The 14,029-nt window shown below is 52.7% G+C and carries 12 protein-coding genes; 6 read left to right on the forward strand and 6 right to left on the reverse strand.

Features of this window, described 5'->3' with window-relative positions; genetic code table 11:
- The first annotated feature begins 94 nt into the window (after positions 1-94).
- Positions 95-1,474 (forward strand): efflux transporter outer membrane subunit, encoded by a 1,380-nt coding sequence (locus V8J81_RS00445; RefSeq protein ID WP_368473786.1) that lies wholly within the window; start codon positions 95-97, stop codon positions 1,472-1,474.
- A 5-nt stretch (positions 1,475-1,479) separates the two neighbouring features.
- Here V8J81_RS00445 and V8J81_RS00450 read toward each other — a convergent pair whose 3' ends face one another.
- From V8J81_RS00450 to V8J81_RS00470, 5 genes are all read right to left on the reverse strand, one after another.
- Positions 1,480-2,514 carry a patatin-like phospholipase family protein gene (locus V8J81_RS00450; RefSeq protein WP_368473787.1) on the reverse strand — a complete coding sequence of 345 codons (1,035 nt, stop codon included), beginning with the start codon at positions 2,512-2,514 and terminating at the stop codon, positions 1,480-1,482.
- A gap of 96 nt (positions 2,515-2,610) precedes the next feature.
- Positions 2,611-2,964 carry a hypothetical protein gene (locus V8J81_RS00455; protein WP_368473788.1) on the reverse strand — a complete coding sequence of 118 codons (354 nt, stop codon included), beginning with the start codon at positions 2,962-2,964 and terminating at the stop codon, positions 2,611-2,613.
- Position 2,965: 1 nt separating this feature from the next.
- Complete coding sequence (locus tag V8J81_RS00460) at positions 2,966-3,697, reverse strand: ATP-binding cassette domain-containing protein (RefSeq protein ID WP_368473789.1); 732 nt, start codon at positions 3,695-3,697, stop codon at positions 2,966-2,968.
- A complete protein-coding gene (devC, locus tag V8J81_RS00465; protein ID WP_368473790.1) occupies positions 3,697-4,872 on the reverse strand; it encodes an ABC transporter permease DevC in 1,176 nt (391 codons plus the stop codon). Before devC ends, V8J81_RS00460 begins: the two co-directional genes overlap by 1 nt.
- The gene (locus V8J81_RS00470; RefSeq protein WP_368473791.1) at positions 4,869-6,098 is read right to left on the reverse strand and encodes an efflux RND transporter periplasmic adaptor subunit; all 1,230 of its coding nucleotides are present in this window, start codon (positions 6,096-6,098) and stop codon (positions 4,869-4,871) included. Before V8J81_RS00470 ends, devC begins: the two co-directional genes overlap by 4 nt.
- 70 nt (positions 6,099-6,168) lie before the next feature.
- On the opposite strand from V8J81_RS00470, the gene V8J81_RS00475 reads away from it, so the two are divergent.
- The gene (locus V8J81_RS00475; RefSeq protein WP_368473792.1) at positions 6,169-6,786 is read left to right on the forward strand and encodes a TetR/AcrR family transcriptional regulator; all 618 of its coding nucleotides are present in this window, start codon (positions 6,169-6,171) and stop codon (positions 6,784-6,786) included.
- 184 nt (positions 6,787-6,970) lie between these two features.
- On the opposite strand, the gene V8J81_RS00480 is transcribed toward V8J81_RS00475, so the two are convergent.
- Positions 6,971-7,849, reverse strand: a complete 879-nt coding sequence (locus tag V8J81_RS00480) for a LysR family transcriptional regulator (RefSeq protein ID WP_368473793.1) — start codon at positions 7,847-7,849, stop codon at positions 6,971-6,973.
- 90 nt (positions 7,850-7,939) lie between these two features.
- Between V8J81_RS00480 and V8J81_RS00485 the strand changes: the two genes are divergently transcribed.
- The 4 genes from V8J81_RS00485 (at position 7,940) to V8J81_RS00500 (ending at position 13,992) form a co-directional block, all read left to right on the forward strand.
- Entirely contained in the window at positions 7,940-8,326 is a 387-nt protein-coding gene (locus tag V8J81_RS00485) for a DUF4260 domain-containing protein (protein ID WP_368473794.1), read from the forward strand.
- Between the two features lie 1,432 nt (positions 8,327-9,758).
- Positions 9,759-10,244 carry a nuclear transport factor 2 family protein gene (locus V8J81_RS00490; RefSeq protein ID WP_368477571.1) on the forward strand — a complete coding sequence of 162 codons (486 nt, stop codon included), beginning with the start codon at positions 9,759-9,761 and terminating at the stop codon, positions 10,242-10,244.
- Positions 10,245-11,925: 1,681 nt separating this feature from the next.
- On the forward strand, positions 11,926-12,288 hold the full coding sequence (locus V8J81_RS00495; RefSeq protein ID WP_368473795.1) for a fasciclin domain-containing protein: 363 nt from the start codon (positions 11,926-11,928) through the stop codon (positions 12,286-12,288).
- A 48-nt stretch (positions 12,289-12,336) separates the two neighbouring features.
- Entirely contained in the window at positions 12,337-13,992 is a 1,656-nt protein-coding gene (locus V8J81_RS00500) for a Hint domain-containing protein (protein WP_368473796.1), read from the forward strand.
- Positions 13,993-14,029 lie beyond the last annotated feature (37 nt).

Genomic DNA, 14,029 nt, shown 5'->3' on the forward strand with positions numbered 1-14,029 from the left:
CCCGCAGCTCTTGCGCTCCCCCCGCACTAATGACATTAATGTCATTAGTGCGGGGGGAGCGCCAATTGATTGGCTGGAACTGGAGACATGAACTGTGAACTACAAACCGATCAATCTGGTCCTACTAGCAGGTTTTCTTGTGTCCGGATGTGCTGTTGTTGGCCCCAACTATGAACCTCCCACAATAGATCTTGCGGCGGAATTCGTCGAAGGATCGTCCGCCTCCGCTGATCAAACTGCCCACCTTGAATGGTGGTTGCAATTCAACGACCCGTTGCTTACCGAGCTTGTTGAGCGAGGCTTGCAGCAAAACCTCGACATTCAGGCTGCGATCGAACGCATAAACGCGGCCGCGGCACAGCTTGGTTCGACAGGATTAGCCTCTCAGGCATCCGGCTCACTCACCTCTCAAACGCAACGCACCGGAGTCGAAGGATTTGAAGCCGACACGGCGTCCTCAACATCGGTCAATTCCAGCTTTGTAATTGATCTATTTGGAGGTATTGCGCGTGAGCAGGAACAGGCGCTGGCCAATGCAGATGCTGCGCACCTTGATGTGGGGGCGGCGCAACTTGCGTATTTGTCCAGCATGGTCGATCACTATATTTCGGCGCGCTACTATCAGGAAGCGTTGGAACTAACGCGTCAGAATGTCGCCAGCCAAGCACGCACCCTGTCTATTGTGGAAAGCCAACGAGAACTTGGTGTTACAACTGATCTGAACGTGGCCCAAGCGCGTGCGCAACTAGACCAGGCCCGCGCGTCGATCCCGGGTCTAGAGATTGGGTTCCATACTTCGGTTTACCGAATCGCTACCCTTCTCGCAGAGCCGGCTGCGCCCCTTCTCGGCTCCATGCAATCCGGTGCGCCGCAACCCCACAGCCGGTCAAATACGGGCGCTGGAATTCCCGCAAATCTTCTGCGCAACCGACCGGATTTGTGGGCCGCTGAGCGGCGGTATGCCTCTGCATTGGCCGCTGTTGGAGTGGCGGAAGCCGCGCTCTACCCTTCGCTTACACTTTCAGGTTCGGTGACTATTGCGTCGCCAGACAGTTGGTCCTTTGGGCCGTCTATTCAATTGCCCATACTGGGACGTGGGGCTCTGGCGTCTCAACGTGACGTCCAGATTTCGAACGCGCAACAGGCCGAGATTGAATGGCGAACCCTCGTTCTCGAAGCTGTCGAGGACGTTCAAATCGCTCAAGCAAGCTATCTGCGCCGCCAGCGCGAGGTGAGCAGCCTTCGCAACGCTGTCGCGTCCAATCGAGTCGTTCTAGACTTGACGCGATCCAGCTTTGAAAGTGGCGATCAGGACGTTCTCGATTTGCTCGACACGGAGCGAAACTACGCTGATAGCCGTTTATCACTCGCTGCTGCGGTGCGTGACCTGAGCTCAGCCTGGGTGACGTTGCAGATCGCGTCCGGTAGGGGCTGGAATACACGTAGACCTGTTTCGGCCGAACCTTCCAATTGACTGGCCTATATCTGCCACAGTGCCTCACTGACCGCTCTGTCATACCCATGCCTGAACAAAGCCTGCATATAGCTTTGAGAGAACCGCTCGGTTGGATCAAAAATTATGCCGGAGTCCGGATCGACGGCAGTGTAGGACAACGTCAGCCGACTTGTCCTTGCAAAGAGTTGCGCAGTTGCAAGGCCGTTTGCAGCACTTGATCTGACCATCGTGGTCAGCGCCTGTTGTGAGATGCCAAGCACAGTGCGTGGGACAGCTTGCGGCCGTGGATCAATAGTGTTGTTGATTACGATATACAAATGACCATTGCCGTCGGTAATCGTAGACCGGTCAAATGCAGCCTCTGGAACCGCCAGAAACTGCATATGCAGTCCGCCATCCACATGGGTTTCCGAAACCGTTTGACCGCCATGCTGATACCGGAGCGTAACCGGGGGAAAGAGACCTGGCAATGCGGACGATGCCGCCATGATTGCGCGAAACAACGTGGTATTTCCTGCCACAGCGATCCGGCCCATATTCCAGACAATCGCTCTGCCCTGATCCAGATTTGATGTAACAATGAAAAGCCGGGCGCCAGAGCGATGGCGTTCGGCAATAGCTGAAAGAAGCTGGGGTGTCACGTAGATGTCGAGCAACGCCAGAAATCCATCGGTGTTGAATAGTGAATTGCCAAGCAATCCACGTAGCCCGCGCAGAGTAAGCACGTCGTCGCCGTCGAATTGAGTGAATACCTCCTCCAGATCACGGTCATATGCAGAACCAGCGAAGGCAAATGGCGCGATCAACGCCCCGGCCGATATCCCGGTAACAAGGTCAAATTCGGGCCGTGAGCCGAATTGTGTCCAACCCACCAGTGCGCCCGCGCCGAAAGCGCCATCCTCGCCACCGCTCGACAACGCCAGAATTTTCGGACGGGCCGACATGTGCGCGACGGATAGATGATGTCGCCAAACGTCCGCCTCGGCATCCGCACGAAATCTGATCTGTCCAAGCGCAGTGCTGTTCGGAGGATCAATTAGCAGAAGATCGTCCGGCACAGCTCCGGAGCATCCGGTTACGCAAAGGCATGCGGTAACTCCCGTCAAGAACCGTCGACGGTTCGAGCTGTCGGCGGCAGAATATACCACGGCGACTTACCTCACCAAAGTCAGCACGCCCCCGTCGGAAGTCCGATATCTTCCACCTCCGATGCTCTCGATCGTAAGACATTCGCGTCCTGCTCGTGGGCCGGATAGCATAGTGACGCACAAGGCATCGCCCTCGGTTTCCCAGCTACCTTCTCCATTCATCAAGGCTGACTCGAAGCGAACAAGTCCGGACGCCATGTACGTCACTCGGACATTCATTCCCATCCTGCGGATTTGAAACGTTTCATTGCTGAAGGCAGCGTGAATTTCGTCACCCGAAAGGGTGCCTGCTTGTGCAGACAGATTGCAGCCCAATACAATACAGACCGCCAATGTGGTTGATTTGATGGCATCTTTCATCTCAAGTCTCCTGTTGTTTGACAACACGCAGCGGCTCGGGGGTTGGTGTGACGTCTTTGATCACCCGCCCTTCTTCGAGAGTGATGATCCGATCTGCGAGTTCAAGAATACGGTTGTCGTGGGTTACCATTACGGTCGTCGTGCCCCGACTCGTTCCAAGCGCTTTCAGCATCTCGACGACAGTCTTCCCGGAGTCCTTGTCGAGGGCAGCTGTTGGCTCATCCGCAAAGATAACCTCCGGGTTGGAAACGAGCGCTCTCGCGACCGCTACACGTTGCTTCTGGCCGCCTGATAGGGATCCCGGCAAATAATCCAGACGATCCGCAAGGCCAAGTGTTCCTAAAAGGTGATGGGCCGCTGCCTTTTGCTTTTTCGGATCGCCCTTGCCGTGGACTTGCAACCCCATCAGAACATTCTGTGTCGCTGTTAGACTTTCGTGCAAGTTGTGCGCCTGAAAAATGAAGCCCAACCTGCGCCGTGCAGCGACCTGTTGAGCATTGCTCGCTCCGTTCAATTCGGTGTCCAACAAGCGAACACTGCCTTCTTGGACGTCCCTGAGACACCCCATCAGTGTCAGCACGGTTGTCTTTCCAGATCCTGACGGCCCCATCAGGATCGTTAGCTTGCCGCGCTCGATCTCAAGACTCACATCCCAGATCGCCTGTTTGCGCGCCTCACCTGTTCCAAAAAAGTGATTGAGGCCTTGAACGCTGATCGCAATACTCTCGGCCATTAGAACAAATCCGCTGGATCAGCGCTGGTTAAGCGCCGCGTCGCGATTGCGCCCGAAACAGAACAGGCAAACAGCGTTCCGACGAAAACGAGAATGATACGCTCTGCGTTCATTTCGACCGGGAGACCAGTCGCGGCACTCATACCTAGATACAATCCAAGCGAAACAACTAGGCCAGGTATGAACCCACAGACCGCAAGGATCGTCGACTCTTCAAAGACGATACCAAGGAAGAACCGCGGTCCGTAGCCCATAGCTTTGAAGGTTGCATATTCACGCAGATGGTTTGCCACATCGGTTGAAAGGACCTGATAGACGATCACGATGCCGACGATCACACCGATCACAACCCCAAACCCAAAGATTACGCCGGTTGGGCGCTCCGTTGTCTGATAAGCCAAGTCGGCCGCGGCTGCGGCAGCAAGTGTCTGGACCTTCACAGCATCTTCGGGAAGCAGCGCTTGCAATCGCATAACGACGGTAGTCACGTCAGCCCCCTCGACAACATGGATCAGAATATGGTTAGGCGCCCCGCTGCTCCGGCTGCCGAAAAAGCGAAGAAAGGTTTGGTCGGACACAAACATTGTTCCGTCTGCTGTGAAGCCGCCCCCGGCTTGAATAGTGCCGACAGCGTTCAAAGTTCGCCCGTTGACTTCGAATGAGAATGAAGTGCCACCTGCCAACTGCTCAAATACTTCGGGCGAAATACCGCGCGTTGCCGTGTCAATAAGAGCGGCGTTTTCCTCGCGCAATAAGTCCAGTTGGCTTGCAACCGATGCTGTCACAAACTGCGCATCTTCGACATTCACGCCAAAGGTCTGCAGAGTAGCGGTATCACCGTTTGCCAGTTGCAACGACATATTACCAATGTAGAGCGGCGTTGCCTCGGCCACGTCTGGATCGCCTAACGCCTGAAACATCCGTACTCTAGCCACATTGCTGCCATCGGCGAGAGTGTGGGCATCTTGGGCCGATATGATGATATCCGCTTCGAAGAAGTCATAAGGCGCAACCGTCGATGCGTTCAGGGCGCCCAGAATGCCAAGTTGAAGAAAAACGAGAAGATTCGCGAAAGATACACCAGCCAGCGCGGCAAAAAACCGCCCTCTGCTGTGCGTGAGTTGCAACCATCCTATCGGCAGGCGCCCCAACACCCGGGTCAGAAAAGGCGTCATTGATAATCCTCGCCTTCAATGCGGACGATAACTTCCAGGTTGGTGAAACCGGATGCTAATGCAGCCGATTCAGGATCTAGTTCGATGACGACGTTCACGACACGAGCGTCGGTATTGGCGGCAGGGTCGTCCGACGTAATAGACTGTCTATTGATTTCCAGGCCGATAGAGACAACGGTTCCATTTAATGTCTGTTCTATTGCTTGTGTGGTAATCGTCACGGGATCGCCCAAAGCGACGCGTCGAACCATCGTTTGGTAGACTTCAGCCTCGACCTTCATTTGGCTCGTATCGCCCATATCGAGGATACCTTCAGATCCTGGTTGCTCGCCTTCGCGACTATGAATTTCAAAAATTGTTCCTGAGGTCGGTGCCGCAACGATGGACTGCTCAAGGTTGCGTTCCGCCCGTTCTACAGAGATACGCGCTGCTTCTAGGTTTGCTTGCGCGACCGCAATATCAGCTTGCACCTCGCCTTCTGACACGCGGTAGCGGGAAAGCGTTGCGAGATCGCGCTGTACGTCGAGCGCGGCCTCTTCGGCGCGCGCGACCGCACTGTCAAAATCTGCACGCGCTGCGATCCCGCGGTCGAGCAATGATTGTGAACGGACGCGCTCTGAAGTCGCCTCAATTAAAGTGGCTTGCGATCGTTCATACGCTGCTTCCGCTTCCGCCCGACTGGCATTTATCGTGATGATTGTCTGTTCAAGCGTCGCTTCAGAAATCGCAAGATCAGCTAGCGATGACGCAAGGGCGCTTTCAAGATCGGTCCGATTGTCCAAGACTGCCAATATGTCGCCCGCCTCAACCTGATCTCCGACGTTGACTCTTAACTCTGCGATCCTTGCGTCACCGGCGCCGTAGGGGGTCGCGATGCTGATAACGTCGTCCATTGGGAGAATACGTCCTAACGCGACAACATCACCTTCGCTGACAACGGCGACCTGTTGCTGCGACATGACTTGTTCAGTTGCGACGGCGATAGGGGTATCCGTGCCCGCGCCGGGTTCAAGTCCAGTCACTCCGAAAAAGGCTTGCAGGCCAGGAGGCTGGAAATAGAGCCCTGCGACCGCTCCAGTGAACGAAGAGACCAGAATGATGAGCGGAAGCCGTAGGCGCGACGACCGAGCCGCGAAACTCGACTTCACAGTATCGCCTGACGACGACGACGCGCCGTTGTCTTCCAATGGCAAAGCAGGGGCTTGGGCTTGAGCACTCTCGGGCATAAACTCTCCATAGATCACTACTAATGACATAGATGTCATTAACGTCGAAACAATCAAGTGGGAATCGCTGATGGCACCTCGAAAAAGGCAACGACGAAAGGACGCCCGACCAGAGGAGATTGTCAGCGCCGCATTGGAACTATTTGGAAATAAAGGATATTCGAACACTACACTGAGCACCATCGCCGATGCGGCCGATATATCCCGCACAACCATTTATCTCTACTTCGAAGACAAGGAGGCAATCCTTCGCCAAGCATTTGAGGATCGCGTTGCCCCGATTTTTCAGGATGGACATGCGCAAGTCGCACAAGTTGAAATGCCGTTCGAGCAGCTCTTTAGGATGGTCATTGGCAGGATGTATGACCGGTTGACCGACAAGACGACGCTGATCCTACTCAAGATTATCATCGCGGAAGGGCACCAAATACCAGATCTCGTGCGGTTCCATCATGAGAACATATTGAGCATCGCCGAGCGTCTCGTCGAAGGCCTTCTCAAAACCGGCATTGCTGAAGGAGCCGTGCGCCCTTCGATTGCTGACATGGATCCAAAGCTCTTGATTGCACCGATCATTGTCGCCGCAATGTGGCGTCTGACCTTTGAACACCTTTCCCCGATCGACATCGACGAATACATCGCGGGGCATCTAGACATCCTGATGAAGGGTATTCTGGTGAAAAACTAGGAGTAAGACTTGGTCGCGATGTTGGCGCAAAGGGACGCCGCTGATGCTTTCCAAAACTATCTTGACGTCCCATGAGATCATAGCCCACAGGCACTTTTCGACCTGTGCTGTACGCCGTGTACCATGCGCGCTGGCGTTCAATTTTGGTGAACTTCTTTGGAGCGGCTATGTCTAGTTATACAGTTCATTCGGCCAAAAATGCCTGAGCCATTGCGTCAAAGACGACTCTTACGCGGCTAATCTTTGATAGGTCTTCATGCATCGCAACCCAGATAGGCGCGGCGAACCGCCAATCAGGGGCCAATCTTCGCAAGCCTAGCTTGTTTGCAATCTTAATTTGACAAAACCCTGCACCGACACCGGCCTGGATGCAGGCGATTTGTGCCGTCTGATCGTCGGTTCTCATGGCTATGTTTGTTGGCACAGAAAGTTTGGATTGGCGTGCGCCTCGACCCAGCATGTCGTCGCGGTCTTCCCAGACAAAAGGCGTTGCGTTTAGATGGTCTGTAATCGGTGCGTCATCCGACACAGGGCTTTTAAGGCCAGTGGCCGCAAAAAGCCCTAACTGCCGAGGCAAGAGTTTCTTCACGACAAGCGCGTTCTGATCAGGTGCACTGAATCGAATGCCGATGTCCGCTTCCCGCTGCAGCAAGTTGACCACACGATCTTCTGGCGCAAGCTCCACGCAAAGGTCTGGATAAGCTACAACAAGAGTTTTTATGACGTCCGGCATCAAAAAATTTGCGAATACCCTACTACATGACAGGCGCACCCGTCCTGTAAGAGCTTTCGCCTCAGTTATTGCCGTGCGGTTGAAAACATGCACGCCAGAGACGATGCTTTGGGCCTGCGGTAGCAGCGATGCGGCAAGTTCAGTTGGGTCAAGACGATTGCCACTGCGCGTAAACAACACAACGCCCAGCTCGGCCTCGAGAGACTCAATCTGGCGGCGTACGGTCGGTTGTGACCGTGTGAGCTGGCGCGCAGCTGCAGACAGACTACCAGTGACCATAACCGACTCGAATGCAGCAATAAGGTCAATTGAAGAAATCGCTTTACTCATAAAATATGTATAGGTGAGTTGGCAAGGTTAGACAATTTTTTTTCAGGTCTGACGAAGATATGAGGGTGCTACGAATGGATGGAGACTACAATGCACGCACTATCTTCGACCCCCACCGACCCTGTGATTTTCCTTTTGCGGCTAGAAGGTCTGGCAGTAGGCCTTGCAGCAATCGGAATTTTTAAAATCTCGGGCGCAAGTTGGCTGCTTTTTGCTCTTTTGATCCTGGTGCCTGATCTTGCGATGGTGGGTTATCTGTGGGGCAGCCGGATCGGTGCCATCTGTTACAACTTCACGCACACCTACATAACACCAATTGTCTTGGCAGGTGCGGGGTGGTCGTTTGGAGCACCGTTGCTCGTTCACATTGCTGTTATTTGGGTGATCCACATTGGACTAGATCGCGCTATTGGATACGGCCTCAAGAGGAAATCGGGTTTCATGTCGACGCATCTAGCAAGCAAAGAAGTTGCTTAATCTGCGCATGGCGCTTCAGAAGCGTGTGCATGTACTCCTCACAGGCTGAATTGTCACAGATGTGGTTGCTCAATTAATACTTAGCCCTGCTCAAAAATAATTTTAGTGAAGAAGAAGCGAATTAGAACTTGAACTAGTGTATTGGTACAATCAAGGGCATCGTCAACATTTCGTCCTAGGGACCGTTTTTGTAAGAAGGTGGAAACGGTTCAGCGCAAATAGTCTTGCTGGACTTAGCATACCCTCAAAGAAGGTTTTCAAAGACATTCTCCCAATTTTGCCATCCCCGAAATCCACGTCAGCTTTGCTGACATTTTCATTAACTCGGAGTTGTGGACGCTGATGCAATCTATTTCTACGTCTGATGATCCGCGAAGCGAAGTAGATCAGATAGGGTGTAACTGAGCGACCACATGCCACTAAATGGCCCAAATTGCGCTTGAGGCATTCAAGGACGAGTGCAGGGTTCCGGGCATGCCGAGTTGGTTTTGCGTTCATCCGACAATAGTTCACAAATGGCAGAGAGACTTACTGGAAGGCTCAACCGGATTGTTCAAACTCGGCGGAAAGAGAGCCTCTAGAGTTCGCGAAGTCCAGATCACGGAGCCTCTTGCCAAGACGGGAGTGCTTGATCGTCGCTAATTTCTTTGGTCACCGAGGCCAACGCCTCTGATAGGCACTTGATGCGAATCATGGTGAAATGTCTGGCCCGACCAGTGCAAATCGGCCAGTTGGCGTTCTGTGCATGGCTCCATCGATCTGTAGGTCACCGCACTGCTATCGACTTAAGGGTCAAATCGCGCCGAACTTGATATCGATGCGCAAGATTGACAGGCAGCTTTCAAAGCCCCGCTATTCGGTGTCCTGCAGATGAACATACATGCGCGCAAGGAAGGACGTCTCCCGGACGGAATCGTATCCGTCGGTTGGTGCGCGCGATGGTTCTCATGCCAACCGTGACGTAAATAAAAGCGGCTGCTTCGCTCAGGCGCTTCACATTTTGGAATAATGTGCTGTTTGGCCATAAGGCAACATGAGCTACGCCGTTTGGCAATGCAAAACAGTTGATCACGATGATCCAACCTAGGACACATTGATCATTAACACGCGACTTCCCGCGCGTCTTCGAACCGCAGATCATGCTCGCACTTAGAAATTGAGTGGACGTGTAGCACAGGGTGCTTGGCCTCTTGAATTGTTCCGGCCCTATACTTAGCGATAAATGTGTAGATCTCACTTTACATCTGCTCACATAGCCCGGACGTTGTGCTGTGTGTAAACAAGAAGCTGTAGGTGCTTGGCGATTTTGGAACGGCGAAGACATGACGGGTAAGTCATTTTTGACCCAAATGGCCTCTAAGGATTGACGGGGCTTTCGTGACTAGCCAAATTCCGAAAGAGGCCGGTACGAGGAGGAGGACAAACATTGGACATGATTGAACATAGGGTCGCCCAGTACTTAGAAGAGGAAAAAATCCGTGGCCTCGCATCTTTGTTTGCCGATGCAGCCAATCGGGTTGACGCAGATCAATTTGCATCTTTGTGGTTAGAGGACTCTGTTTGGCAGATCGGGCCTCCTATAGACAAGACTTTTGAAGGTCGCTCGGAAATTGTCCAGGCATTTAAGGGCCTCTTATTGAAGCAGTGGGAATTTTTCGTACAGATGCCAAATGCCCACGTCATCAATATTGAGGCAAACCAAGCGACGGCGCGTAGCTACGTAAACGAGATCGCACGGGCGAAAGATGGTACGACAAATTTCAATCTGGCAGTGTATTTTGACGAACTTGTTCGAGATGAAGAGAAATGGAAATTCAAGCGAAGAGACTACAGGGTTCTCTACCAAGACAGCTCCCCGATAAAGGGTATCGCGTATCAGCGTGACGTTCTTCCCCCTCTATCATCCTTAACAGAATAGTACCCCTAATGTGATAGTCGCCGTTGATCAAGTTCGGCGCAGATTAGTTCGCCGTAATTTGTCTTAGTCGGTTTCCCTGATCCATCCGGTGTTTAGAGTTGGCATTTTGACCCAAAAAGAGACAGAGGATTTGGGGCAGCTCGTCGAGTAATAGCAATTAAATAGGATGCGGAAAGAAACTCAACTAGATCTATTCTGAAGAATTTGGCCGTCAGAGCTGACTCAAGGACGCTATTTTTTGCTTCTATGGATTTCTCTTCAGTTGCAATCATCCATGGTTAGGGCTCGTTCTTATTGATTGCCCGAATATGACGTTCGTAGCTACGCGATGGCTGAGAGAAATGCCTTCGGACAACGGTTCTCTCGCGTTTTATCGCGGGGCCAATCCTTAGGCCCGCCGAACATGGTTTTGATGTGACTGCGAACTATTTTTTACCTACCGTGCGTAGCGCACAGCTGCCTTGTGTTGCTTGGGACCGGGGACGCATACCCCTATCATTTGTTCTTTCAACGCTCCCCGGAACCAAACGGCATCAAAACCACGACCCTCAAGGAGCCACTCCACTTTTGGTAAGCTGCTTAGGGCCAACCGCGCTCCGCTGTAGTTACTGACTTGTACAGCGGTCGCGAAGAGATCGCGCAGTTGTCCTTGGAAATGGCAGTTAGCGTTCGACTTAGTAGTCGTTCCGCCCTTCGCTTGGCCCAGCAGGTGTACAGGCCGCTGTCTGTCCCCAAAACCTGAAAGCCTTGCGGTTTATCTTGATATAGCCTGCGTCGATCACTACAGATTGCTCCTCACCGTGCTAGGTGGCGAGCGCCGCTTTCATCTCTCGAACACACTCCTGTCGCTCCAGCGCTGCCAGCGATTGTAGTTCGTTTTGTTCGAAACAATTCCTTTGGGTGCATCGATCAACCGCAGGCCGTCACGATCAATGAAGACAATGCACCCAAAAAACGCCGATCATGGACGCGGTGATTTCAGTGGGCATTCGCAAATAGGACTCAAGCCGCGTTACCTGCGCAACGATCAATCTGAAAAATATCACAAAAGTCACCCTTTAGTTTTTTTAGCGCCACCGATCACACCCTAACCGTAAATCAATGGGTCTTGAATCCAGAGCCCGGTAATACGACCCATTGAGCACGCAGACCAACGTTGCGCATAACAGAAATACTGCGACAGATCCGACAGGGTCTCCGGCGTATTTCCACATCGCAAAGCTTGCAGCGTAAGGCGCGAAAGCGCACAGAAGAATTTTGTATAGCATCATGTTGCCTTTCATGAAATGAATTTTCATTATCTTTCTCTTCCTATATAGATCAATTTAAATTTTTCTATTTCAGAAAAACATGAATCCGTTTTCAGTTTCGCGGAAAATGGAGCTCAATCGGCAATGTTGAAACGCAGAACTGAATGCCGATGCTGACGACATGTGCTGACCGAGTGTGTAGTCCCTCATTTTCTAGAATAACATCCACCAATTTCAAAATACGCGAGCGTAGCTGTCTGTCACTCAGTGCTCAGCAAAGCAAGCTGCGCAGCATATAGAAACACGTGCCGCAAAGCCCGGACTGAGAGAGACAGATGTATATTGACTCACTGAACACATGGACAGACAGCACGCGGCCCGTCGATCGGCGAGCGATTTCCGAGGCCGGGGATTGCATCGAGTTCTTGTCGATGAACCATCGTTACTCGACGTTTCTGACTGTGCTGCTTACCGGCGGCTTCGAGTCTGATTTGTCAGGTTTTCGTGACGTGACCGTGTTCGCTTTGGACAATGACGCATGCATCCAAGCGTTGGAAGCGTGTGGCTTCAATGAAGCACGGGAACTGACTGCAGAGGCCGCTTCGAAGTTTGCGGCACCATTTGTCGTGCCGGGGCGCTGGTTTCCACGCGAATTGGCAAGGCAAGACATCATCCTGACGGATGCGAGCGGAGAGCTTCAGATCCTCGAAGCAGGACCTGACTGTCGGTACCTCGGCTGGTCGATCACTAAAAATGGAACCAGCGTCAAGAATTCGGTCGTGCACTTGCTTTGAGAGCAAGCGACGTACCCCACCTTCAAGTCCAGAAAAAGAAGAAATCTCATGGCTGACATCAACGGAACCAATGGCAACGACAGCATCAATGGCACTGTCGATGACGACATCATCAACGGGAATGGCGGGGATGATATGATCATCGCCAGCTCCGGCAATGACGTCATTGACGGCGGCGCTTCACGCAATGACGTGTTGGATTATTCTGGTTCAACCACTGGAGTGACGGTAACGATACCAAGCAGTGGTCAGACGGGTTACGTAGTTGGCGGCGACACAGGCTCAGACAGTTTCACAAACGTGGAAATCCTCGAGTTATCGGATCAAGATGACGTATTCAAGTCTCTTTCGGGCGTCACGGTTTACCGTCCTTACGTCAACCTAGGTGCCGGTGATGACGAGGTAATTCTGAATAACAATGCCGGGGACTACGACGGTGGGGACGGTATAGATACGCTGATCAGCCAAGCTGAACTGAACCAGGTCATTGATCTTGAGTCTGGCACAATAGCCAGTTATTTCGGCGCAGGATCGATCTCGAACATCGAAAATGTTGTGGCATCAAATGGTGATGTCGAGATCATCGGTTCCTCTGTGGACAATGTTCTCCAAGGTGTCGGCCCAAATAACTTCACTATAGGTGGCGGCGACGGCAACGACACGCTCGAAACTCAGACCGGGCGCGATCATTTGGATGGCGGAGACGGGGATGATGTTCTGTCAGCCAACAGTGGAGATGACACCCTGATTGGTGGCAGTGGAAATGACTGGCTGCAAGGCGGTGCTGGTCAAGATACCATGTCAGGAGGTCTTGGAGATGATACGTTTTATTTCGTCGGAGGATCTGGGAACGATGTCATCCAAGATTTCGATCTGGGCGATCATGATGGCGACGGATTTACCAACGATCAACTGGATGTGTCCGGTCTGCTGGACGATCAAGGAGATCCCGTCGACGTCTGGGATGTGTCCGTTTCCGGCGCAAGCTCAGATCCTGATGCCGACGCGATCCTCACCTTCACCAATGGCGAGAGCATTCGTCTCGTCGGTGTCCACGTTGACGATGTGGACACAGTTCAAGAGCTGAACTCAATCGGCATCCCTTGCTATCTCCGCGGCACCTTCATTCTTACGGAGAGGGGAGAGGTTGCTGTTGAAGACCTGAAAATCGGTGACCGAGTTGTCGTCGAGAACGGCAACAGTGCTCCAATTCTCTGGCTGGAGTCCACGAAGCTGACGGACGATCAATTGGCAGAAAACTCCGATCTCAGGCCCATCAGGATCAAACCGATGGCATTGGGAAACACCAGACCTCTTTTGGTGTCCTCGCAGCATTGCATCGTTTTGGACTGCAACGGAGAACGTCACTTCGCACGCGCGAAGCATATCGCGCAGCAAAGCTCAATGGCGCATGTTGCATTTGGGAGGTCAGAAGTTGAGTACTTCCACCTGCTTCTTCCTGAGCACTCGATGATTTGGGCAAATGGGGTCTTGTCCGAGAGCTTTTACCCGGGCCCTTGCGCTCTGCAGATGATATCGGCCCAATCGAAACTGAGCTTGCTGGCAGCAACTGGCGCTCAATCGGAACGCGCATTGCAGGAGAGCTACGGTGAACGAGCTTTGCCAGTCATGAAGCGCGCGCAGATCGGCGCTCATGTGGGCGATAGTTATCAAGCCCACCAACCCCACCAGAGAGTCGCTTGAAGACCGTACATGCGGGGCTTCGAACTAGCACATATGG

The organism is Gymnodinialimonas sp. 202GB13-11 (assembly GCF_040932485.1).
Lineage (GTDB): Bacteria > Pseudomonadota > Alphaproteobacteria > Rhodobacterales > Rhodobacteraceae > Gymnodinialimonas > Gymnodinialimonas hymeniacidonis.